This is a genomic window from Glycomyces lechevalierae (assembly GCF_027622945.1).
Taxonomy (GTDB): Bacteria; Actinomycetota; Actinomycetes; order Mycobacteriales; family Micromonosporaceae; genus Glycomyces; species Glycomyces rutgersensis.
Genome location: NZ_JAPZVQ010000001.1, coordinates 375,280 through 398,170, shown reverse-complemented (window position 1 = coordinate 398,170; position 22,891 = coordinate 375,280). Strand labels below are relative to the sequence as shown.

Genomic DNA, 22,891 nt, shown 5'->3' with positions numbered 1-22,891 from the left:
ACCCGGCTCCCGGCCCGCCGCACCCGCACGCTCACTGCCGATCGCCCCCGCCCCGCCGCAGGCGGACCACCTCGCCGCTGGCATCCGCGTCGAGCTCGACGAAGCGATCCCGAACACCGCCCGCCCGAGAAGGCGCCTCGCCTTGGGCGGCGACACGGAGATTCGCAGGTTCGCGGGCATGCTGGGCATCGCTGCGGTCCGCGACTGCGCCGCGCTCGCCGAAGCGCCCGCGCGGAGTTCCGCTTCGATCGGCGGCCTGGCGATTCGCGGTCTCGCTGTGTTCAAGGCGGCCCGTTCGGCGCAGCGCGGTGTTCGGCTCGGCGGTTTCGAAACCCGCGAGTTCGCTCCGCTCGCCGAAGCGCCCGCGCTGGGCGCTGTCGGGCGCATCGCCTTGTGAGCCTTGGCGAACCGCGAGTTGACGCTCGCGCTGGACGCTGCCGGTCTCGCCGAGGCGCGCGCCGTTCCGTTCGGCGGTGTCGCCTTCTGCGGGGGCGCGGAGGGTCGTGAATTCGCGTTGCACGCCGCGGACCGGGGCCGGGGCGGCGTTCCGCTCGGCGCCGCCCGCTCGATCCGCCGCGCCGTTCCGGTCCATGGCGGACCTCGAGCGCAGGTCGATGACGTTCCCGTGGGTGCGCGGGGCGGTCTCTCCGCCGTAGGGCCAGATCCTTGCTTCGTGCGTGCCGCCGGTGCGCCAGTGGGCGGCGACCTCCAGTTCGCAGGCGTCGAGGCGGCCGGCCCCCCAGCGGCGTCCGGCGTTGGGGCGCAGGCCCTTCCACCGCGCCCGGGCGACTTCGAGGCGGGCGTCCGCGCCGGCCACCGGGCGGGTCTCCCACCAGATGATCGCCGTCCCGCTCTTGCGGGCGCGGGCGGCGAGCCGCCGCGTCTGCGTCGGCGTGAGCCCCTCGCTCGGCACGACCACCGCGGCGACGCCCTCGGCGAGCGTCCCCGCCGCCTCGACCACGAGCGGCCCCGGATCGACCAGCGCCACCCGCCCGAGGTCCACCCCGGCGGCCGTCGCCGCCAGCGGGTACACCCGCGGCATCCCGACCAGCGCGCACCACGCCCCCGACCTGGTCGGGCCGGCCAGCAGCCGCCACAGCAGCGAGGTCGCCCCGCGCCGCGAGGCCATGATTGCGGTCACAGTCGCGAGTCCGCCGTGGGGAAGCAGCGCGGAAATGTCAGGGGTGACGGGCAGGATGACACGCGACGCCCGCATCGGGTCGATGGCCTCGCCCGAGGGCGCGACGGGCCGCGGTTCGGCTACGGCGGCACCGTGAACGACAGGCTCGGCGGGCGACTCGGAAGCGTTCCGGGCCGCGTCCGCGGCGGGCGGTTCGCCCGCGCGGCGGGCCTCGCGCCCGGGCCGCGCTGCGGGGCGCAGCTCTGCGGCGGTGCGCAGGCCGAGCTCAGCGGCCAGCGCGGCCGCGACGGATGTCGCCACCAGTTCCCCCGTATCTGTCGAACATGTGTATCAAGATCAACATACCGAACTGCGGACGGCGCGCAACCTCAAACAGGTGTTTGATAAATCTCCTGGCGGACTCCCACAACCCGGCCCAGGTCGCATGGCATGTAATGGCCACGAAAACGTCGTTCCGCGATGATCGGGCCATCCCGGCCCGGCGCGATCGCGTCGCGTGGAAAGCGCCCGAACGACCGGGCCGTCAGCGGCGGTAGCGCAGCGACGGCGCTGCCGCGCGCGGCTCCTCGGCTCCGGGAACGCGAAAGGGGCCTTCCGGCCCCTGTGGTGCTGCTGCTGTGCCGGCCTCTTGGGGCCCTGGCGATGCTGCTGGCGGTGCTGCCCTGGAAATGCGAAAGGGAAGGGCCTGCGCCTCTTCCCACTTCAGAATATATCGCGGGGGTGCCGGGCAAGGGTGCACCGGGGTGAGTTTTTGCAGGTCAGAGGGGTGCACAATCGTCTCTCAAGCCGGAATCCACGTGGGAGTCAGCATGCGTGCAACGCCGTCCAGTGCCTTCCAACTGCCCGACCGCCTCGCGGCGAAGGCCGACCCGAAGCTCATCGCCGATGACGAGCGCCATTTCGCCGCGATCGCGGCGAGCCTGGAGGAGTCGATCGCCGAGATCACCGACCGCCTCGACGCCGCCCGGAAGGCCCCGGGCGGGACGGGGCAGGCCGCCGCCGACCGGGACCGGGAGATCCACCGGTTGACCGGGCGGCTCGGCGCACTCCGCCGCTTCGGTCTGGACCTGTGCCTCGGCCGGACCGTCACCACCGAGGGCGAGACCGTCTACATCGGGCGTCTCGGGCTCACCGACGGCGATGGCCGCCGGCTGCTGCTCGACTGGCGCTCGCCCGCCGCCGAGCCGTTCTTCGGTGCGACCCACGCCGACCCGATGGGGCTGGCGAGCCGCCGCCGCTACCGCTGGACCCGCGGCCGCGTCAGCGACTACTGGGAGGAGGTCTTCACCGCGGAAGGCCTCGAGAACCATGCGGCCCTTGACGACCAGTCGGCGTTCATCGCGAGCCTCGGCGCCGGCCGCTCGGAGCGGATGCGCGACGTGCTCGGCACCATCCAGACCGACCAGGACGCCGTCATCCGCGCCGGGGCGAGCGGCACGCTCGTGGTCGACGGCGGCCCCGGCACCGGCAAGACCGTCGTCGCCCTGCACCGCGCCGCCTACCTGCTGTACTCCGACCCGCGCGTGGGCCACCACAAGGGCGGCGTCCTCTTCGTCGGCCCCCACCAGCCGTACCTGGCGTACGTCGCCGACGTCCTGCCCAGCCTCGGCGAGGAGGGCGTGCAGACCTGCACCGTCCGCGATCTCCAGCCGGAGGGCGAGGACGCGCCGGACGAGGCGGACCCCGCCGTCGCCGCCCTGAAGCTCGGCGCGGACATGGTGAAGGCGATCGAGCCGGCCGTGCGCCGCTACGAGCGCCCGCCCGTCGCGGAGCTGGCCGTCGAAACCCACTGGGGCGAGGTCGAGATCGGCGCCGACGACTGGGCCGACGCGTTCGACGCGGCGGGCCTCGGCACGCCGCACAACGAAGCGCGCGAACAGATCTGGGACGAACTGGTGGCGATCATCGCAGAGAAGCACGACGAGGACGAGATCGACGAGGACCTGCTGCGCCGCTCGCTCGCGCGCGACCGGGACCTCGTCAAGGCCTTCGACAAGGCCTGGCCTGTCATCGAGCCCACCGACCTCGTGGCGGCCCTGTGGGCCGTCCCCGACTTCCTGCGCATGTGCGCCCCCTGGCTCGACGAGGACCAGATCGCGCTGCTCTACCGCGAGGACCCGAAGGCCTGGACCACCGCGGACCTGCCGCTCCTCGACGCCGCCCGGCACCGCCTCGGCGACCCCGAGGCCTCGCGGCTCGCCCGCCGCCGGGAGGCCGAGATCGCCTCCGAACGCGAGACCATCGGGCGCGTCGTGGGCGACCTCCTCGAAGCGGAGGACGACAACGAGGGCGCGATGATCATGCTCAAGGGTGCGGACCTGCAGGACGCCCTCGTCCACTACGAGGACCTGGAGGCCGCCGAGGCCGACCCGCTCGCCGGGCCGTTCGCGCACGTCATCGTCGATGAAGCCCAAGAGCTGACCGACGCCGAATGGCAGATGCTGCTGCGCCGCTGCCCCTCCCGGAGCTTCACGATCGTCGGCGACCGCGCCCAGGCCCGGCACGGCTTCACCGAGTCCTGGAACGAGCGGCTGGAGCGCATCGGCCTCAACCACGTGCGCCTGGCCGCCTTGAGCATCAACTACCGCACGCCCGAGGAGGTCATGGCCGAGGCCGAGCAGGTCATCCGCACCGCGATCCCGGACGCCAACGTGCCCGTCTCGATCCGCAGCAGCGGCGTCCCCGTCCAGTACGGCTCCACGTGGGAGCTCGACGCGATCCTCGACGGCTGGCTCGCCGAGCACGCCGAAGGGACCGCCTGCGTCATCAGCGCGGACCCCTTGGAGGACGACGAATCCGCCCGCGTCCGCACGCTCACCCCGGTGCTCGCGAAGGGCCTCGAGTTCGACCTCGTCGTGCTCCTCGACCCGCAGCACTTCGGCGGCGGCATCGAAGGCGCCGTCGACCGCTACGTGGCGATGACCCGCGCGACCCAGAAGCTCGTGATCCTCACGGGCGCTTGACGAACGAGGACCGGTCGGCGCAGACGGGATCGGCAGGACGCTGCTGTCGGCTTCCTGACAGTTCGCATTTCGCGGACTCCGTCCATACCGGGGCCGATTCCGCCAGACTTCTTTGCGAGCGGCGCTCATATCAATGAGCGTCATCGAACGGGGGAAGAAGAGATGACACAGGCACAGCAGCGGCCCGAACTCGACGAGGCCTACCCGGCGCCGGACATCAGCGAGGCGTCGCCGGAGTCGGGCCGAGAAGGTGACACGATCACCGTCAGGGGCCGCCACCTGGCATCGGTGGACAAGTGCAACTTCCAGGTCGGCCAGGAGATCCGCCGCGGCGAGATCGTCCAGCGCGGCGCGGACGACCAGGTGAAGGTGCGGGTCCCGCGCGGGCTGCCGGCCGGGGGCGGGCAGATCCTGGTCTCGAACCGGACCGGTGAGAGCAACCGGATCAAGTTCAGCGTCCGTTCCTGACGGCGGGACGCGAACGGTCGTTGCCGCCCAGCCTCAATCGAGGCTGGGCGGTATCGTCGTGCCCGCCGTCCTTTCGAGCCTGGCCGGAAACTCTGCGCCTCCGAGTGGCCATGGACGAGTCGCCCTGCGGTATGTTCGCAAAAGTTACTCACGTCACGCTCGGAGGTGCCAGTGGCCGCAACGCCGCGTCTGCCCGACTTCGCTTGGGGGGTGGCCACTTCGGCCTTCCAGATCGAAGGCGCCACGACCGAGGACGGCCGCGGGCCGTCCGTCTGGGACACCTACGCCGGCACGCCCGGGAAGATCCGCGACGGCCACACCGCCGCCACCGCCTGCGACCACTACCGCCGCTACCCCGAGGACATCGCCCTCATGCGCGACCTCGGCATCGACGTCTACCGCTTCTCCATCGCCTGGCCCCGCGTGCGCCCCGGCGGCACCGGCCCGGCCAACTCGGCCGGGCTCGACTTCTACGACCGCCTCGTCGACGGCCTCCTCGCCGCCGGGATCGCCCCCATGGCGACCCTCTACCACTGGGACCTCCCGCAGCCCCTCGAGGACAGCGCTTCTGGAAACCCCGGAGGCTGGCTCGACCGCGACACCGCGCACCGCTTCGCCGAGTACGCCGCGATCTGCGCCGAGCGCCTCGGCGACCGCGTGCGTCACTGGATCACCCTGAACGAGCCCTTCGAGCACATGGCCCTCGGCTACGCGCTCGGCCAGCACGCCCCCGGGCACACCCTCCTGCTCGACGCGCTCCCCGCCGCCCACCACCAGCTCCTCGGCCACGGCCTCGCCACGAGCGCCCTGCGCGCGGCGGGCGCGCCGTTCGTCATGCTCACCAACAGCTACACGCCCGCGATCCCCGCCTCCGACGACGAGGACGACGAGCGCGCGGCCGCGGCCTACGACCTGCTCCACCGCCGCCTGTTCACCGACCCCGTGGTGCACGGCCGCTACCCGGACCTCTCCGCCTTCGGGATCGACGCCCTGCCGTTCGTGAAGGACGGCGACCTCGACGCCATCGGGCAGCCCCTCGACGGCCTCGGCGTCAACTACTACAACCCGACCCGCCTCACCGCCGCCCCGCCCGGCGCGCCCCTGCCCTTCGACATCGTCGAGTTCGACGACGTCAAGACCACCGACTTCGACTGGCCCGTCATCCCTTCGGGCCTCACCCAGACTCTCGTGGAGCTCACCCACGACTACGGCACCGCCCTGCCTCCCTTGTGGGTCACCGAGAACGGCTGCTCCTACACCGTGCCGCCCGCCGCCGACGGCTCGATCCCCGACCAGGACCGTATCGACTACCTTGCGGCGCATGTGGAAGCGCTCGACGCCGCGATCGCCCTCGGCGCGGACGTGCGCGGCTACCTCGTGTGGACCCTCCTCGACAACTTCGAATGGGCCGAGGGCTACCACCAGCGCTTCGGCCTCGTGCACGTCGACCCCGAGACCCAGGACCGCACCCCGAAGGCCTCCTTCGACTGGTACCGCGGGCACATCGCGCAGCGAAGCGGAGCGATGCAGGGGCAGAGCGCGGAGCGCAGCGGAGCGATGCAGAAGCAGAGCGAGCAGCGCAGCGAAGCGACGCAAGAGCCGAGCGACGGCAGACGCCCGTGACCACCGCGCCCGCAGCCCCTCCGCCCGCCGCCCTCGCCGAACCCGAGCGCAATGTGGGCAAAGCCTGGATCGGCGGCATCACCACCGGGATGCTCGGCCTCTACATGGCCTTCTTCACCCCGATCCAGGTGCTCCTGCCGCTCCAGCTCGCCGAGATCGACCCCGACGGCAAGGTCGCCGCGTTCGGCCTCGTCACCGGCTTCGGCGCGCTCGTCGCCGTCGTCGCCAACCCCCTCGCCGGGGCGCTCTCCGACCGCACCACCGGCCGCTTCGGCCGCCGCCACCCCTGGACGCTCGGCGGCATCGCGGTCGGCGCGGCCGGCCTCTACCTCCTCGGCCTCCAGACCACCGTCCTCGGCGTGCTCCTGTGCTGGTGCCTCGCCCAAGCCGCCCTCAACGCCGGGTATGCCAGCCTCAACGCCGGCATCCCCGACCACGTGCCCGTGCGCCAGCGCGCCGTCGTCTCCGGCTGGATCGGCTTCCCCCAGGCTCTCGGACTCGTCGTGGGCGCGGTCATCGTGACCATGCTCGTCACCGACATCCCCACCGGCTACCTCGTGATCGGCCTGGCCGCCTTGGCGATGGCCCTCCCGTTCACACTCTCCACACCGGACCCGCCGCTGCCGCGCGCCGCGCGCCCGCCCTTCGACTGGCGGGCCCTCCTCGCCACGTTCTGGGTCTCGCCCCGCGCCCACCCCGACTTCGCGTGGGCCTGGTCCACGCGCTTCCTCGTCATGCTCGGCAACGCCACCGGCACGCTCTACCTGCTGTTCTTCCTGCAGGACGCCGTGCACTACGAGACGCTGTTCCCCGGGCACACCGCCGACGAAGGCGTCCTGATCCTCACCCTGCTCTACACCGGCGGGGTCATCGCGACCGCCGTCGCGGGCGGCGTGCTCTCCGATCGCATCGGCCGCCGCAAACCGCTCGTGGTCGCCTCCTCTGCGGTCATGACCGTGGCCGCGCTGCTCCTGACGTTCTGGCACACCTGGCCTGCCGCGATCGCCGCCGCCGCGATCATGGGCGCCGGGTTCGGCATCTACCTCTCCGTCGATCAGGCCCTCATCACCCAGGTCCTCCCGGCCGCCGCCGACCGCGCCAAGGACCTCGGCATCATCAACATCGCCTCCACCGCACCGCAGGTCCTCGGCCCGGCCCTCGCCGCCCCGATCGTGGCCGGGTTCGGCGGCTACACCGCGCTCTACGCGCTGAGCGCGGTCGCGACGCTCCTCGGCGGGATCCTGGTCTGGCCCATCAAGTCCGTGCGCTGAACCTCGTACCCCGCGCGCGGCGGGGCACCGGTAGCGTCGAGGGGCACGCCGCGCACCGCAGGAGGAACGATGCAGCGAACCCTCACCACGCGCTGGGCCGCACTGGCCGGCGCCGCGGTCCTCGCCTTCACCGGCGCGGCCCTGACCGCCGCCCCCGCCCAGGCCGAAACCCGGGCGTGGAGCTGCACCAAGGGCAAGAACCCCGACAGCGGCGACAGCGGCGGCGTGGACGTCTACGCCACTTGCTCGGCCTCGGGCAACCGCGTCTCGGCCCGCTTCAACGCCGACGGCGAGCACTTCCTCGTCTGCGACCACTACCCGAACGGGTACAGCACGTACGCGCGACTCACCGTGGCGGGCAACGGCACCGCGACCTATTACAGCTCCGGCAGCGGCCGGTGCACCGACTTCAACCTGAGCTTCGACGAGGGCCTGGCGGTGAGCGTGGAGGTCTGCACGGCGGACACCTCGACGGCGGTCTGCAGCGGCCGCTCCTCCGGCGGCGTCACCTGACGGCATGCGGCCGTTAGCATGCCGGTGTGACCGCCGTCCTGTATTGCGCCGACATGCTCGCGCCGCGCCGCCCCGACGAGCACTTCGCCGCCGAAGCGGCCCTTGTGGTCGGGCTCGGCGCGCGGACCGCGCTCGTCGACCACGACGCCCTCACCGGCGGCGCGCCCGGACGGGCCGCCGCCCGCGTCCCGGCCGACCTCGGCCCGGCCTGGTACCGCGGCTGGATGACCACCGGCGAACAGTACGCGGCCCTGCACCGCGCCCTCGCCGACCGCGGCGTCCACTTGGAGACCTCGCCCGAGCAGTACCGCACGGCGCACGAGCTCCCCGGCTGGTACCGCGCCTTCGCTGCCCTGACCCCGGCGACCCGCTGGATGCCCTTGGCGCCGAACGAGGTCCCCGACAGGGACGCGCTGGCGGCCATGGCGGGGGAGCTGCCGGGCGGGCCCGGGATGGTCAAGGACTACGTGAAGTCCCGCAAGGGCGAGCTGGAGGCGTTCTTCGTCGCGGACCTGGCTGATGCCGACGCTTTGCGAAGCACCGCAGCGTGCTTCATCGAACGCCAGGGCGCGGACCTCGCGGGCGGGCTCGTGGTCCGCGCCTTCGAGGAGTTCATCGGGACCGGCGGGCGGGCGGCGGAGGCGCGCGTATGGTGGGTCCGGGGCGAGCCGGTCGTGATCGGCCCGCATCCGGACCAGCCCGGCACGGTGGTCGAACCCGACCTGGCGGGCGTGGCGGAAGCCGTTGCGGCCCTTGGGTGCCCGTTCGTCACCACCGACCTCGCCCAACGCGCGGACGGCACCTGGCGCGTCGTCGAAGCGGGCGACGGCCAGGTCAGCGACTTCCCGAGGGGCGTCGATCCCGAGCCCCTGCTCCGCGCGCTGACCGAACGATAGGAGCGCCATGGCCCCGCCTCCCGAGATCCACGGCCATGCCGACGCCGGCTTCGGCCCGTTGGCCGACGCCTTCAGAGCGAACTTCGCGGAGCGCGGCGAGATCGGCGCGGCCTGCGCGGTCTACCTCGGTGGGCGCCAGGTGGTGGACCTCTGGGGCGGTTCCGCCGGGGCGGGCCGGTCCTGGCAGGCCGACACGCCCGCACCCGTCTTCTCGGTCACCAAGGCGCTCTTGTCGATCAGCGCCTACATGCTCCGAGAACGCGGCCTCCTCGATCTCGACGCCCCCGTGGCCGCGTACTGGCCGGAGTTCGCACAGCGGGGCAAGGAACGGATCACGCTGCGTCAGGCGCTCAGCCACAGGGCGGGCCTGCCTCGCCTCGACGAGGACCTCACGCCGGCCGACGCCGCCGCCTGGCATCCGGTCATCAGAGCGATCGAACGGCAAGCGCCCCTTTGGGAACCCGGCACGGCGTACCGCTACCACCCGCTGACGTTCGGCTGGCTCATCGGCGAGCCGATCCGGCGCGTCACCGGCCTGACGCCGGGACAGTTCCTCGCCGCCGAGATCGCCGGGCCGCTGCGGGCCGACGCGTGGCTGGGCCTCCCGGCCGGGCACCGCGACTGCGTCGCCCGGATCCAGACCGTCCATCCCGCGCCCTCCCCGGACGCGCCGATCGATCGCGCCATCTCGCTCGGCCGGGTCTTCCCTGGGGGCGTCTTCGCCGAGCACGGTGGCGTGAACGACTTGGTCCTGCGGCCTTTGGAGATCCCCGGCGGCGGCGCCGTCGCGACCGCCGCCGGGATCGCCCGCATGCTCGCCGCCACGGTCGGCGAGGTCGACGGCGTGCGCCTCCTCGGCGACGACTCGGTGCGCGACGCGCTGACCGTCCGGTCCGAGGGCCTGGACTGGGAAGGGAACCCCGCCAACCGGTTCTCGACGGGGTTCATGGTCAACGGCGCTCCCTGGCGGCCGCTGCTCTCCGACGCCTCGTTCGGCCACGACGGCGCGTGCGGCCAACTGGCCTTCGCGGACGCCGACGCGAACCTCGGCTTCGGCTACGTCAACGGCTCGTGGCTCGCCGAGGACATGAGAGCGGAACGCCTGGTCCTCGCTCTGCGGGAGTGCCTGGGCTAGCCGATCCGGTCTTCGGCCGGGCTGCCGAGGTCCTCCGGTCGGAGGCTCAGTGCCTGGGTGATGGCGAGGAGGTTCTGGTACTCGCGCCAGAGCACGATCCTGCCATTGTGGACTCGCAGGACGGCGATGAAGGTCGCCGATCCGGGGGCGCCGGTCGTGGTCACGGTGCCCACGAGTTCGTATTCGACGACGAGGACTTCGGGGTCGGCGGTGACGATGGTGCTCAGCTCGCGGAACTCGGTGAAGCGGAACGGCAGCGGGCGGCTCGCGTAGAACTCGAGCCAGGCTTCGCGGCCCTCGATGCGCCGCATCCCCGGCGGGGAGAACGGGGTCTCGACGACGAGGTCGTCGGCCAGCAGCTCGGCGGGGAGCAGTGTCGCGCCCTCTTCGCGGAGCACCGCTTGCTGCATCTGCCGGTAGATCGCGAGCGGGGTGGTGTCGGGCATGATGATGCCTTCCGAAGTAAGATGAGTGGGACTCGATTTCAATATAGTGAGTGGGACTCACTTTGGCAAGGGGGATATCCGCATGACCCGAGACGGCTTGCCGCCCAACGGGGAACGCCCGGTCCGCGCCGACGCGCGGCGCAACCGCGCGCGCATCCTGGAAGCGGCCGAAGCGGTGTTCGCCGAACAGGGCGCCTCGGCCGCGACCGACGTCGTCGCCGCGCGCGCCGGGGTCGCCATCGGCACGGTCTTCCGGCACTTCCCGACCAAGCCCGACCTGCTCAAAGCCGTGGTCATGAACCTCCTCGACCGGCTCGTGGCCAAGGCCGACGCGATGGTCCGCGACCCCGACGTGCACGCGCTGTTCGAGTTCTGCGGCCTCGTCATGTCCGCGAGCGCCGCCCACCGCGCCGTCTTCGACCGGCTGGCCGAGACCGGCGTCCAAGTCCGCGTCGCCGACGCCCTCGAACGCCTGCGGCCCTCCATAGAGGTCCTGCTCGCCCGCGCCCGGGACGGCGGCGCCGTGCGCGCCGACCTCCAAGCCGACGAACTGATCCCGCTCCTCGCCGCCATCTGCCAGGAGGCGATCGCCGCCGACTGGAGCGAGGAGTTCCGCGCCCGCGCTCTCGAACTGTTCTTCGACGGCCTGCGGCCCAAGGGGAACGGCTAAGCGCTCGTCGCGGCGACCGTGCGGTACTGCGACGGCGCGATGCCGTACTCGCGCGTGAAGGCCTGGCGCAGCGCCTCGGCCGAGGCGAACCCGCAGCGGGTCGCCACCCGTGCCACCGGCAGGTCCGTCGTCGTGAGCAGCTGCGCCGCCGCCGTCACCCGCGCCTGCCTGACGAACCGCCCCGGCGTCTGCCGCAGGTGCGCTCGGAACAGCCGCGTCAGATGCCGCGGGCTCACTCGCGCGACGTCCGCCAGCGCCTCTGTGGACAGATCGCCGTCGAGGCGTTCGCTCACATGGTCGGTGACCTTGCGGACCAGGTCGTGGTCCACCGCCGGCGCGGCCGTGAACATGCTCATCTGCGCCTGGTTGCCGGGCCGGTGCAGGTAGGTGACCATCGCGCGCGAGACCCAGCGGGCCATGTCCGACCCGTGGTCGGCCTCGATGAACGACAGCGCGAGGTCGAGCGCGCTCGTGACCCCCGCTGCGGTGTAGACGTTCCCGTCCCGGATCCAGATCGGGCGAGGGTCCACTTGGACCTGCTCGTACTGGTCCGCGAGGCGCTTCGCGAAGTGCCAGTGGGTGGTCGCCCGCTTCCCGTCCAGCAGCCCGGCGGCCGCGAGGACGCTCGCGCCCGTGCACAGGGACGCGACGCGCTCGCTCTCGCGGGCGAGGCGCCGCACGTGGCCCACGAACCGCTCGTCGCCCGCCGCGTGCTCGTGCCCGAGGCCGCCGGAGACGACGAGCGTCCCGATCGGACCGCGCAGGCGCTCGAGCGCCGCCTGCCCGTTGAGGACCAGCCCCGACGAGCAGGTGATCGGCCGCCCGCCGGGGGTGGCGAGCACGAGTTCGTAGCCGAGCGCCGGGTCGATCACCCGGACCGAGTCCAGGGTGGTCGTGACGCAGGCGATGTCGAGGAGTTCGGCGTCGTCGTAGCCGACGACCACCACGCGATGCGGTCCCATGCCCTCCACCTTAGGTCTGGAAGACCAGGATGCCAAGATTTCGGACCTGCCTCGTCCGAGGCGTTGCCCTGCCGGGCGCGGCACGGGATGGTGGAGAGGAACAGATACCCCCGCTAGGTATGAGGAGCCCGCTATGACCGCCGCGACCCCCGAAGCCGTGCCGTCCGAAACCGTGCCGTCCGAAACCGTGCCGCGCACCGGCAATCCCTTCCACGCCGCCCTGCGGCGCTGGCCCACGGTGGCCGGCGTCGTGATGGCCGCCTTCGTGGCCTGGGGTGTGACCTCCGGGGCGGACATCGCCCCGGTCCTCGCCGCCTCCGGATTCGTCTATATCGGATCGGCGGCGTTCCGGCGCCGGGGCGCAGCGTGGCCGGTGTTCTTCCTGTCCTTCGTCGTGATCGGCGCCGCCGGGTTCACGGCCTCTGAAGCGGCCCTTGGTGTCTGGGCGCTCATCGGCATCGCCGTGCTGTTCGCCGCGTACGGCCTGGTGCGCGGGGCCGCCCGGCCCGCCGAGGGCCTGCCGCTGCAGGGCCTGGCGATGGCCGGCTTCGGCGCGGTCGCCGTGGCGGTCCTGCTCCTGGGTGGCGACCTCGGCCTCTATCTCGTGGCGGCCGGCCTGCTCGGCCACGCGGCCTGGGACGTGTGGCACCACCGCACGGAGCGGGTGGTCTCCCGCTCGCTCGCCGAGTTCTGCTTCGTCCTGGACACCCTGGTCGCCGCGGCGATGATCGTGGTGGCGCTGCAGAGTTGAGCGTTGGATCCCGTGGGAAGCCGTTGACATCCGTGCGCGCGATGTGCACCATATATTGAATATGTTCGATGTGATCGCTTTCCTCCCGCGATCACATCGGCACGCGACGACGCGAAGGCGGTCACCATGACGAACCCACCAGGCAGCTCCCGCCGCACGGCGCTCAAGAGGATCGCGGCCACCGCCGCGGCGGCCGTCACCGCGCCGCTCCTCGTCCCCGACCCCGCCCGGGCCGCCGACGACGCGACCCGCCGGATCGGCGCGGCCGCATGGGAGACCCTCATCGACGGCAACTCGTTCGCGAGCCGCGCCGCCCTCGAATCCGAGTGGAACTACCTGTACCCCTGGGGTTCCGACCACAACGGGACCGCGCGAATGTACGCCTCCTCAACGGACTCGAACCACTGCTTCATCTCGCCCGCCGGGGTCCTCAACCTCAAGGCCACCCGCATCACCTGGGACGAGGGCAACAGCAGCAAGGACCCGTACCTGCCCATCCACTACCACTCGGCGGCGATCCACGCCAAGAACCAGGTGCTCGTCAACGACCGGTTCCCGAACTGGGAGATCCGCGGCGAGTTCCAGGCGCCCTCCGCGCCCGGCACGTGGCCGGCGTTCTGGGTCACCGGCGCGAACTCCTGGCCGCCCGAGAGCGACATCCTGGAGTTCAAGGGCGACAACCGGAACTGGTTCAACACCTACGACGGGGCCTGGGACAACACCCTGGTCGCCGTGTCCTCGCCCGGGAACTGGCACGAGTACCGGATCTGGATGACCAAGACCTCGGGCACGGACGTGCAGATCCACTACTACCTCGACGGCGCCTGGAAGGCCGCCCACACCGGCTCGAACTTCGTGGGCAAGCCGATGAACGTCATCATCAACCTCCAGATGGAGGGCTCCTCCGGCTCGAGCGGCCCCGCCGGCGACACGTACTACAAGGCCCGCAACGTCTACGTGGGACGCACCAACAACGGCTGACCCCGTTCAAGGGCCCGGTCCGCGGACCGGGCCCTTGCGGGTCTTGGCTGTGGGAAGCGATTGCCCTACACTCACATTGACAAACATAAATGCCCGGATGCTGAGGAAACCCCGGCATGTCTCAGCGCCCGGCCCTCCGATGGAGTCGACATGTCAACGAAAACCGCAGAACGCCTGCGCCGCAGGCGGCCCCTGGCGGCGATGCTCGCCGTCGTCCTGGGCGGCGTCATCGCCGCGGCCGGGAGCCTCATCGCCGCCACCGGCGCGCAAGCGGTGGAAACCGGCGTCTGGTACAACCTCGAATCCCGCCACTCCGGCCTCGTGATGGGCATCCGCGCGGCCTCGACCGCGAGCGGCGCCGAACTCGTCCAGTGGGCCTCCAACGGCTCGCAGGACCAGCAGTTCCGCTTCGTCGACGCGGGCGGCGGCTACTACAAGATCCAGGTGCGCCACTCCGGTCTCGTGCTCGACGTGGCGGGCGCGAGCAGGGACGACGGCGCGACCGTCCAGCAGTGGGGCGACGGCGGCACCACCAACCAGCAGTGGAAGATCACCGAGAGCGGCGGCTACGCGACCATCGTGAACCGCGCCTCCGGCAAGGCCCTCGACGTGTGGGAGTGGTCCACCGCCCAAGGCGCCCGCATCTCGCAGTACGCGCCCACCGGCGCGGTCAACCAGCAATGGGAGCTGGTCCCGGCCGAAGGCGCGATCGAGGCCGACTTCGTGGTCGCGCCCGACGGCTCGGGCACGCACACCACCGTGCAGGCTGCGGTCAACGCCGCGCCCTCCGGCTCGACCATCCTCGTCAAGAAGGGCACCTACAAGGGCAACGTCACCGTGCCCTCCTCCAAGACCGGCATCACCCTCGTGGGCGAGACCGGGAACGCCGCCGACGTCGTGATCCACGACAACCGCTGCGCCAGCTGCAGCAACGGCAACGGCGGCACGTGGGGGACCAGCGGCAGTGCCAGCGTCCTGCTGCAGGGCGCGAACTTCACCGCCGAGGACCTGACCTTCGCCAACACCTACGACGAGGCCGCGAACGGCAACAGCCAGGCCGTGGCCGTCAAGGTGCAGGGCGACCGCATGGTCTTCGACAACGTGCGGTTCCTCGGCAACCAGGACACGCTCCTGACCGACTCCGCCTCGGCCACAACGGTCTCGCGCCAGTACTACCACGACTGCTATGTGGAGGGCGACGTCGACTTCATCTTCGGGCGCGGCACGGCCGTGTTCGACGGCTGCCGGATCCACTCGCTCAACCGCGGCTCCACCACGAACAACGGCTACATCGTGGCGCCGAGCACCGAGATCACCAACCCGTACGGGATGCTGTTCTACCAGTGCGAGCTGACGAGCAACGCCCCGTCCAACTCCGTCTACCTCGGACGGCCCTGGCCCGCAGGGGGATCGACCACCGCGCGCGGCCAGGTCCTGTACCGCCAGACCGTGATGGGCGCGCACATCCGCACGGCCGAGCCGTGGTCGGACATGTCCGGCCTGGCCTGGGAGGACGCGCGCCTGCGCGAGTACCAGAACACCGGCCCGGGCGCGACGGTGAACGCCAACCGCCCGCAGATGTCCTCGGGCGACGCGGCCAACTACGAACCCGTCGACTACCTGCGCGGCAGCGACGGCTGGAACCCGATCCGCTAAGGAGAGCGCAGCGACGCCGCCGGGGCCTCGCCCCGGCGGCGTCGCGTTCGTCTGCGGACGGCCGTCGTCGAGGAGGAGGCCGCCGAGCAGCGGCCGCGCGCCGCGTTCCCGAACCGGGTTACCGGCCGGTTCGCCACCGGGCCGGGGCGTCCGGTGGTTGTCTGGAGGCACCGCCAGGAGACCAGGAGCCGGGGCGCACGCGCCCGGCCGACGAGGGAGGCACCGCCATGGCGAAAGTGAAACCGATTCCCGACGAATACCCGCGCGTCACGCCGTACCTGCGCATCAAGGGCGCGGCCGACGCCATCGAGTTCTACAAGTCCGTGCTGGGCGCGACCGAGCGGGGCCGCATGGCCGGGCCGAACGGCACCGTCGGGCACGCCGAGCTCGAGATCGGCGCATCGCTGATCATGCTGGCCGAAGAGGAGCCTGACATGGGCGCATACGCTCCCGGGCACTTCGGCGGTTCACCGGTGTCGATCCACGTGTACGTCAAGGACGTCGATGCGGCCTTCGCCGCGGCGAAGGCCTCCGGTGCGAAGACGCTCCGCGACGTCGCCGACCAGTTCTTCGGTGACCGCGTCGGGTCCTTCGAAGACCCGTGGGGACACCATTGGACCGTGGCCACCCACGTCGAGGACGTGCCGCCCGAGGAGATGGAGCAGCGGGCCGCCGCCGCACTGCGGCAGCAGGCTTGAGCCCGCCCACGGCACGCGAAGGCGGCCCGCCCGGAAACCGGACGGGCCGCCGTCCGCGTCTCAGCCCTGGGCCTCCAGCGAGAGCCCCTGCCAGTCCTCCCAGGTCTGCAGCCGCGCGGCGTACGCCTTCTGGATCATCGGGTAGAACCCGGTGCCGAAGAGGATGCGCACGGGCGGCTCGTCCATGTCCGCGAGCTTGAGCAGCGCCGCGGCCGCCGCGGCCGGGTTCCCGGCGGGCTGGCCGACGGCGAACTTCGACAGCCGCTCGCGCAGGCCGTCGTAGGCCGGGTGGCGCTCGGCCATGTGGCCGTTGTTCATCGGGTCGGGGTTCTTGCCGTCCCGGGTCGCGTACCCGCCGGGCTCGATGATCGTGACCTTGATGCCGAACTCGGCCACCTCCTGGGCCAGCGCCTCGTTGAGGCCTTCGAGGGCCCACTTGGAGAGGTTGTACGCGCCGCCGAGCGGCACGGCGATGAGGCCCGCGGCCGAGGAGAGCTGGAAGATGTGCCCGCCGCCCTGCTCGCGCAGGTGGGGGAGGACCGCCTGGAGCACCCAGACCGCGCCGAAGACGTTGGTCTCCACCTGGTCGCGCAGCTCCTGCTCGCTCAGTTCCTCCACCGCGCCGATCATGGCGTAGCCGGCGTTGTTGACGACCACGTCGATCCGTCCGAAGTGCTCCTTCGCCCGTGCGACGGCGGCGAAGACGGCGTCCTTGTCCGTCACGTCCATCTCGAGAGGGAGCACCGCGTCGCCGTACGCGTCGATCAGGTCGGCGAAGCCCTTGGAGCCGCGGGCGGTGGCGGCGACGCGGTCGCCGCGGAGGAGGGCGGCCTCGACGAATTCGCGTCCGAGGCCGCGGGACGAACCGGTGACGAACCAGACCTTGCTCATGATGTCCTTCTTTCCGCCTTGCGGGGGTGACCGATCCGGCAGGATCGGCACGGCACGGTTCGTGCCGTTCTGGAATCAGTATGCACCCGCCCCCGGGTTCTGTCAACACGGCACGTGCCGTGCCGTTATGATGGTCACATGACCGCGCATCGCACCCGTTCCGCCGACCGCACCGACGCCATCATGCGCGCCACCATCGAAGTGGCCCAAGAGATCGGCTACGCCAAACTCAGCATCGAAGCGGTCGCCGCCCGCGCCGGCGTCGGCAAGCACACGATCTACCGCCGCTGGCCCTCCAAGGGCATGCTCTTCCACGACTCGCTGCTGAGCACGCTGGAACCGGCCGCCGACCTCCCCGAGACCGACGACGTCAAAGCCGACCTCCGGCAGCGCCTCCACGCCACGGTGGACCTCATGGCCGGCGAGCCCTGGGGCGCGCTCTTCCAGGCCCTCGCCGGCGAGATCCAGCACGACCCGGTCGTCGCCGCCAGCCTCAACGAGCGCTTCTTCGGCCCCCTCGAAGCCCGCTCGGTCGCCCGCATCGAGCGCGCCAAGGCCACCGGCCAGATCGCCCCCGACTTCGATTCGTCACTCGCCCAGGCGATGCTGGCCGGCCCCGTCTACTACCGCTTCCTCATCACCCAGGAGCCCGTCACCTACGAGTTCGTGGACGGCCTCGTCGAAGCGCTCTTCGCCGGCATGGGGCCCCGCCCCTGAGACGGCGAACGGCGGCCCGTCCGGAAGGACGGGCCGCCGCTGCGTGACGGTCAGGTCAGAGCGTCACCATCCTGCCGCCCAAGGTCACCACGAGCTTCCCGGTCGAGTCGAAGGACCAGCCCAGCGCGCCCGAGTAGTTCGCGCAGCGCGAACCGTTCGAGCCCGACCAGAACTGGTTCGAGCTGTCCGCGTTGCCCGAGACGCTGTCGTTCGTGCCGCCGCTGAAGAAGCACGAGGTGTTGTTGCGGAACACGTGCGAGCCCGCGCTGAACTGGAAGTTCCGCTCCTCGCTGTCGATGCTCAGGTTGTTCGAGATCGTCATCGAGCCGGGGTTCGAGTTGTACGTGAACCCGTGCTGGCCGTTGTCGAACGCGATGCTCCGCAGCACCGTGTGGTTGATCGGCACGCTCTCGCCGCCCAGCTTGTAGCCGTTGCGGTCGCCGTTGGAGAAGACCGTGCCGTTGGAGAGGGTGCCGTTGCGGTACGACAGCGAGTCCTCGATCCGCACCGTCCCGATCGGGTCGTAGTCGGAGTAGGTGTACAGGTCCCAGCCGTCGTCGGCGTTGTTGTGCGCCACCGCGTACCGGAACACGTTGCCCGAGCCCACCGTGAGCTTCGCGGCGAAGCCGTCCGCGTCCTCGCCGTCGGCGTCCGCGTTGTCGTGCGACTCGGCGCTGATGATCAGGTTGTTCGCCGGCCACGACGCCGTCGTGCTCGTCGAGGACTGGCGCGAGAGCTGCAGGCCCGAGTCGCGGTTGTAGCGCGTGATCGTGCGCTCGATGATGTTGTTGCTGCCGCTCACGAAGATGCCGTTGTCACCGGCCCGCTCCACGATGAGCCCCTTGAGGTGCCAGTAGTTCGCGTACAGCGCCAGGCCGCGGTTCGCCGAGGCCTCGGCCTGCGCCGAGAAGTTCAGCACCGGCTTCTCGCCCGGGTACGCCGCGAGCGTCGTGCGGGCGCTCGAGGAGCCGCTGTCCTGGTCGATGACGATCGTCGAGGAGTAGTTGTAGGTGCCGCCCCGCATGTAGATGGTGCCGCCCGCGTTCACCCGGCTCAGCGCCGAGGCCAGGGTGGTCGGGGCCGCCTCGGTGCCCGCGGCCGAGTCCGAGCCGCCCGGCGCGACGTAGATCGCGTTGCCGGTCGGCGGCGGGGTCGTGGTGCCGCCGCCGGTGATCTCGAAGTCCAGGTAGTCGATGTTGGCGAGGCCGTCAGCGCTGGTGGAGGTCAGACGGATCGTGTTGCTGCCGGCGTTCACCGGCACGGTCAGGGTCTTCGTGGACCAAGTGGTCCACGCGCCCGTGCCGCCGAAGGCACTGGCGGACTGGGCGACCGAGCCGTTGACGGTGATGTCGGCGGGGCGGGTGGCGGTGGTGCCGTTGGCGTACCGGATGCCAAGGGTGGCGGTGCCCGCGCTGGCGGCGTTCACCGTGAACTGGGCCGTCGCGCCGACGGCGTTGGGAGTGTTGCAGAAACCGGTGCCGGAGAACCCGGCGTTGTTGGAGTCGATGGTGCCGGAGCACGTGGCGGGCGAGGTCTCGGCCTCGTACCGTATGGGCGCGGCGGAGGCGGAGTGCATCGCGACCAGGGTGGCCGCGGTGGCGATGATGCCGGCGAAACCGGCCACGAGCGCGGTGCGCACGCTTCTTCGACGAGACATGTTGCTTCCCTTCGCAACTTCGTTGTCGCACTGGAGGCGAGGGCCCCAGGGTGCCGACCGATGAACACATTGAAATGTTTCAATCAACCGGTTGCCACGAGCGTAAGGAAAAGGCTTTCCGCTGTCAAGGGTGCAAATCGGACAACCCCCGTCCTCTTCGGAGCGGTCCGGTTTGAAACCGGTTCGCGGGAGCGCTTGTCAAAGTTGCGTCGATAAACTTATTCTTGTATCGAGGAGTATCGATTCGCTTCCTCGTTCGACCCCCGGCAAGTCAACGCGGACTTAAGGAGCGCCATGCAAGGCCTCAATCGACGTACCCGCAGATGGATCACCCTGGTGGTGATGGCGGTCGCCACCATGGCGGCCGGTCTCGGCATACTCGTGCCCTCGGTCGCCTACGCGGCCGAAGGCTGCAAAGTGGAGTACAAGGTCGCCAACCAATGGCCCGGCGGCTTCACCGGCAACGTCGCGATCACCAACCTCGGCCAGGCCGTGAACAGCTGGAACCTGGTCTGGACCTTCCCCAACGGCCAGCGCGTCACCCAGGCGTGGGGCGCGACCACCACCAACTCCGGTGACACCTACACCGCGAAGAACGTGGACTACAACGCCGCGATCGCCACCAACGGCTCGGTCTCCTTCGGCTTCAACGGCTCCTGGTCCGGCACCAACGGCCTGCCGACCCAGTTCAAGCTCAACGGCGTCCTCTGCGACGGCTCGACCGGCACCCCCACGAGCAACCCGCCCACCACGACGCCGCCGCCCACCGGCGGGGCCAGCGCCATGGAGACCGTCGCGGCCATGCAGCCGGGCTGGAACCTCGGCAACTCCCTCGACGCCGTGGGCGCCGACGAGACCGCCTGGGGCAACCCGCGCATCACCCAGTCGCTCATCCAGAACGTGGCCGCCCAGGGCTACAAGAGCATCCGCATCCCCGTCACCTGGGACAACCACCAGTCCAAGACGGCGCCCTACGCCGTCGAGACCGCCTACCTCGACCGGGTCGAGGAGGTCGTGAACTGGGCCCTCGACGCGGACCTGTACGTCCTCATCAACATCCACCACGACTCGTGGATCTGGGCGGCGGACATGAACACCAACCGCACGGTGGTCGAGGACCGCTACGAGGCGATCTGGAACGCGCTGGCGACCCGCTTCCGGGACGCGCCGCAGGAGCTCCTGTTCGAGAGCATCAACGAGCCGCAGTTCAACAATGTGGACGACGCGACCGCCTACGCCCTCCTGGACGACCTCAACACCTCGTTCCACGAGATCGTGCGCGGCACCGGCGGGAACAACGCCACCCGCGTCCTGGTCCTGCCGACCCTGCACACCAACGCCGAGCAGGGCCGCCTCGACGCGCTCAGCGACACCATCGCGGCCCTGAACGACGACAACATCGCCGCGACCATCCACTACTACGGCTTCTGGCCGTTCAGCGTGAACGTCGCCGGCTACACCAAGTTCAACGCGGAGGTGCAGGCCGACCTCGAGGGCTACTTCGACCGCGCCTACAACGAGTTCGTCGCGAACGGCATCCCGGTCATCGTCGGCGAGTGGGGCCTCCTGGGCTTCGACGCCCACACCGGCACGGTCGAGCAGGGCGAGAAGCTGAAGTTCTTCGAGTACATGGGCTACTACGCGCGGCAGAAGGGCCTCACGCTCCAGCTGTGGGACAACGGCCAGCACTTCGACCGGACCGGCTTCACCTGGAAGGACCCGGAGCTCTTCAACATGATGAAGGCCAGCTGGACCACCCGCTCGGGCACCGCCTCCACGGACCAGGTGTACGTGGCGAAGTCCGGCACGGTCTCGGACGTGTCGCTGACGCTGAACCCGAACGGCACCACGTTCCAGGCGCTGCGCCTCGGCACCCAGAACCTGGTGCAGGGCACCGATTACACGATCTCGGGCACCACCCTCACGATCAAGGCGAGCAGGCTCACCAGCCTCCTGGGCGATCGCAACTACGGGGTCAAGGCCAACCTGAGCGCGGTGTTCTCGCAGGGGGCGCCGTGGCGGATCAGCGTCATCTCCTACGACCAGCCGACGATGTCGGCCGCGTCGGGAACGACCGGATCGTTCGCGATCCCCACCCAGTTCAAGGGCGACCAGTTGGCGACCATGGAGGCGAAGTACGCGGACGGCACGCCCGCCGGCCCGCAGAACTGGACCCCCTACAAGGAGTTCGCGCGCGCCTTCAGCCCGGACTACACGGCCGGCACGATCAGCCTCCCGCAGGCGTTCTGGACCGACGTGAACGACGGCCAGAAGGTGACCTTGACGTTCCACTTCTGGAGCGGCAAGACCGTGACCTACTACGTGACCGAATCCGGCGGCAACGTCACCGGCTCGCTCACCTGACCTGAATGAGGGAACGGCCCCGGCGCGATGCGCCGGGGCCGCTTCCGCTTCAGCGAGTGGACTCGCGGATCTTGAGCTCGAACGGCGCCGTGTAGTCCTCCGGCGGGCGCTTCGGGTCCTCGAGGCGCGCGACGATGAGCTCCACGGCCTTCTCGGCCATCCAGCGGTGACCGGGGTTGATCGTGGACAGCGAGGGTGTCATGAACTCTGCCACCGTGATGTCGTCGAAGCCGACCACGCGCACGTCCTCGGGGCAGCGCAGACCCAGGTCGGCCAGGCCCCGCAGCACCCCCTGGGCCACCGTGTCCGTGACCGCGACGACGCCGTCGAACTCGACGCCCGCCTCGTGCAGGTCGTGCACGGCGCGGCGACCGGTCTCCAAACCCATGCCGGACAAGCACACCAGCGCCGGGTCCACCGGGATCCCCGCGGCCTTCAGCGCTTCCTTGTAGCCGTGATAGCGGCGCGAACCCACGTGCACGCCTTCGAGACTCCAGCCGGTGACGTTCGCGATCCGCGTGCAGCCGCGCTCGATGAGGTGCTCGGTGGCCGCGCGCGAACCGGCCTCGTTGTCCATGCCCACGTGGTCGATCGTGTGCCCGAAGTCGCGCTCGCCGAGCATCACGATCGGGAAGTCCGCCCAGGTGTGCGCCTGCTCTCGCGGGTCCAGGATCACGGCGCTGATGATGAGCCCGTCGAACTGCAGCCGGTGCGACTGGGCGATCGCGTTCGCCTCGCCCTCCTCCGCCGCGTCGGTCTGCTCGACGGCCACGTGGAAGCCCTTGGCGCGGGCCGCCTGGATCACGTTCACGCTCAGCGTCCCGAAGTACGGCTGGTCGATGCCGGGCACCGCGAGGCCGATCACCCCGGTGCGCCCGGCCTTCAGCGTGCGGGCGTTGACGTTGAGGCGGTAACCGGACTGCTGGACGGCTTCGAGCACGCGCCGGCGCACGGGGTCGCTCACCCCGGGCCGGTTGTTGACCACATTGGATACCGTCATCTTCGACACCCCGGCCAGCCGCGCCACGTCGCTCATCGTCACCATGTCAGTTACCGCCTCTCCATCTGCCGACCATCCTCCCATCATC

General features: G+C 70.7%; 20 protein-coding genes. 14 read left to right on the top strand and 6 right to left on the bottom strand.

What is annotated here, in order from left to right; translation table 11 throughout:
• Window positions 1-31: 31 nt before the first annotated feature.
• Window positions 32-1,441 carry a hypothetical protein gene (locus O2L01_RS01855; protein ID WP_270119889.1) on the bottom strand — a complete coding sequence of 470 codons (1,410 nt, stop codon included), beginning with the start codon at window positions 1,439-1,441 and terminating at the stop codon, window positions 32-34.
• Between the two features lie 509 nt (window positions 1,442-1,950).
• Here O2L01_RS01855 and helR point away from each other — a divergent pair.
• From helR to O2L01_RS01820, 7 genes are all read left to right on the top strand, one after another.
• Entirely contained in the window at window positions 1,951-4,104 is a 2,154-nt protein-coding gene (helR, locus tag O2L01_RS01850; protein ID WP_270119886.1) for an RNA polymerase recycling motor ATPase HelR, read from the top strand.
• 162 nt (window positions 4,105-4,266) lie between these two features.
• Window positions 4,267-4,572: an IPT/TIG domain-containing protein gene (locus O2L01_RS01845; protein ID WP_270119882.1), complete on the top strand. Its 306-nt coding sequence runs from the start codon at window positions 4,267-4,269 to the stop codon at window positions 4,570-4,572.
• A 171-nt stretch (window positions 4,573-4,743) separates the two neighbouring features.
• Window positions 4,744-6,195 carry a GH1 family beta-glucosidase gene (locus O2L01_RS01840; RefSeq protein ID WP_270119879.1) on the top strand — a complete coding sequence of 484 codons (1,452 nt, stop codon included), beginning with the start codon at window positions 4,744-4,746 and terminating at the stop codon, window positions 6,193-6,195.
• Complete coding sequence (locus O2L01_RS01835) at window positions 6,192-7,466, top strand: MFS transporter (protein WP_270119877.1); 1,275 nt, start codon at window positions 6,192-6,194, stop codon at window positions 7,464-7,466. The genes O2L01_RS01840 and O2L01_RS01835 overlap by 4 nt, the downstream gene beginning before the upstream one ends.
• A gap of 69 nt (window positions 7,467-7,535) precedes the next feature.
• A complete protein-coding gene (locus O2L01_RS01830) occupies window positions 7,536-7,979 on the top strand; it encodes a hypothetical protein (RefSeq protein ID WP_270119875.1) in 444 nt (147 codons plus the stop codon).
• Window positions 7,980-8,005: 26 nt separating this feature from the next.
• Window positions 8,006-8,875 carry an ATP-grasp domain-containing protein gene (locus tag O2L01_RS01825; protein ID WP_270119872.1) on the top strand — a complete coding sequence of 290 codons (870 nt, stop codon included), beginning with the start codon at window positions 8,006-8,008 and terminating at the stop codon, window positions 8,873-8,875.
• Window positions 8,876-8,882: 7 nt separating this feature from the next.
• A complete protein-coding gene (locus O2L01_RS01820) occupies window positions 8,883-10,010 on the top strand; it encodes a serine hydrolase domain-containing protein (protein WP_270119870.1) in 1,128 nt (375 codons plus the stop codon).
• Here the strand turns inward: O2L01_RS01820 and O2L01_RS01815 are convergent.
• Window positions 10,007-10,456: a nuclear transport factor 2 family protein gene (locus O2L01_RS01815; protein WP_270119867.1), complete on the bottom strand. Its 450-nt coding sequence runs from the start codon at window positions 10,454-10,456 to the stop codon at window positions 10,007-10,009. The two genes, O2L01_RS01820 and O2L01_RS01815, sit on opposite strands and share 4 nt — an antisense overlap.
• Before the next feature lie 82 nt (window positions 10,457-10,538).
• Between O2L01_RS01815 and O2L01_RS01810 the strand changes: the two genes are divergently transcribed.
• A complete protein-coding gene (locus O2L01_RS01810; RefSeq protein WP_270119864.1) occupies window positions 10,539-11,126 on the top strand; it encodes a TetR/AcrR family transcriptional regulator in 588 nt (195 codons plus the stop codon).
• Here O2L01_RS01810 and O2L01_RS01805 read toward each other — a convergent pair.
• Window positions 11,123-12,088, bottom strand: coding sequence for a GlxA family transcriptional regulator (locus O2L01_RS01805; RefSeq protein WP_270119862.1), 966 nt, complete (start codon window positions 12,086-12,088; stop codon window positions 11,123-11,125). The two genes, O2L01_RS01810 and O2L01_RS01805, sit on opposite strands and share 4 nt — an antisense overlap.
• 133 nt (window positions 12,089-12,221) lie before the next feature.
• Between O2L01_RS01805 and O2L01_RS01800 the strand changes: the two genes are divergently transcribed.
• The 4 genes from O2L01_RS01800 (at window position 12,222) to O2L01_RS01785 (ending at window position 16,174) form a co-directional block, all read left to right on the top strand.
• Window positions 12,222-12,839 (top strand): hypothetical protein, encoded by a 618-nt coding sequence (locus O2L01_RS01800; protein ID WP_270119860.1) that lies wholly within the window; start codon window positions 12,222-12,224, stop codon window positions 12,837-12,839.
• Window positions 12,840-12,965: 126 nt separating this feature from the next.
• Window positions 12,966-13,820, top strand: coding sequence for a twin-arginine translocation signal domain-containing protein (locus O2L01_RS01795; RefSeq protein ID WP_270119858.1), 855 nt, complete (start codon window positions 12,966-12,968; stop codon window positions 13,818-13,820).
• A gap of 150 nt (window positions 13,821-13,970) precedes the next feature.
• Window positions 13,971-15,476 carry a pectinesterase family protein gene (locus O2L01_RS01790; RefSeq protein WP_270119856.1) on the top strand — a complete coding sequence of 502 codons (1,506 nt, stop codon included), beginning with the start codon at window positions 13,971-13,973 and terminating at the stop codon, window positions 15,474-15,476.
• Between the two features lie 227 nt (window positions 15,477-15,703).
• Window positions 15,704-16,174: a VOC family protein gene (locus tag O2L01_RS01785; protein ID WP_270119853.1), complete on the top strand. Its 471-nt coding sequence runs from the start codon at window positions 15,704-15,706 to the stop codon at window positions 16,172-16,174.
• A gap of 60 nt (window positions 16,175-16,234) precedes the next feature.
• Here the strand turns inward: O2L01_RS01785 and O2L01_RS01780 are convergent, their stop codons facing one another.
• Window positions 16,235-17,065: an SDR family NAD(P)-dependent oxidoreductase gene (locus O2L01_RS01780; protein WP_270119852.1), complete on the bottom strand. Its 831-nt coding sequence runs from the start codon at window positions 17,063-17,065 to the stop codon at window positions 16,235-16,237.
• Window positions 17,066-17,203: 138 nt separating this feature from the next.
• Between O2L01_RS01780 and O2L01_RS01775 the strand changes: the two genes are divergently transcribed.
• Window positions 17,204-17,782: a TetR/AcrR family transcriptional regulator gene (locus tag O2L01_RS01775; protein WP_270119851.1), complete on the top strand. Its 579-nt coding sequence runs from the start codon at window positions 17,204-17,206 to the stop codon at window positions 17,780-17,782.
• A 55-nt stretch (window positions 17,783-17,837) separates the two neighbouring features.
• On the opposite strand, the gene O2L01_RS01770 is transcribed toward O2L01_RS01775, so the two are convergent.
• Window positions 17,838-19,439 carry a carbohydrate-binding protein gene (locus tag O2L01_RS01770; protein ID WP_270119849.1) on the bottom strand — a complete coding sequence of 534 codons (1,602 nt, stop codon included), beginning with the start codon at window positions 19,437-19,439 and terminating at the stop codon, window positions 17,838-17,840.
• 294 nt (window positions 19,440-19,733) lie between these two features.
• Here O2L01_RS01770 and O2L01_RS01765 point away from each other — a divergent pair, with 294 nt between their 5' ends.
• A complete protein-coding gene (locus O2L01_RS01765) occupies window positions 19,734-21,803 on the top strand; it encodes a cellulase family glycosylhydrolase (RefSeq protein ID WP_270119848.1) in 2,070 nt (689 codons plus the stop codon).
• Between the two features lie 49 nt (window positions 21,804-21,852).
• Here O2L01_RS01765 and O2L01_RS01760 read toward each other — a convergent pair whose 3' ends face one another.
• The gene (locus O2L01_RS01760) at window positions 21,853-22,848 is read right to left on the bottom strand and encodes a LacI family DNA-binding transcriptional regulator (RefSeq protein WP_270119846.1); all 996 of its coding nucleotides are present in this window, start codon (window positions 22,846-22,848) and stop codon (window positions 21,853-21,855) included.
• Window positions 22,849-22,891 lie beyond the last annotated feature (43 nt).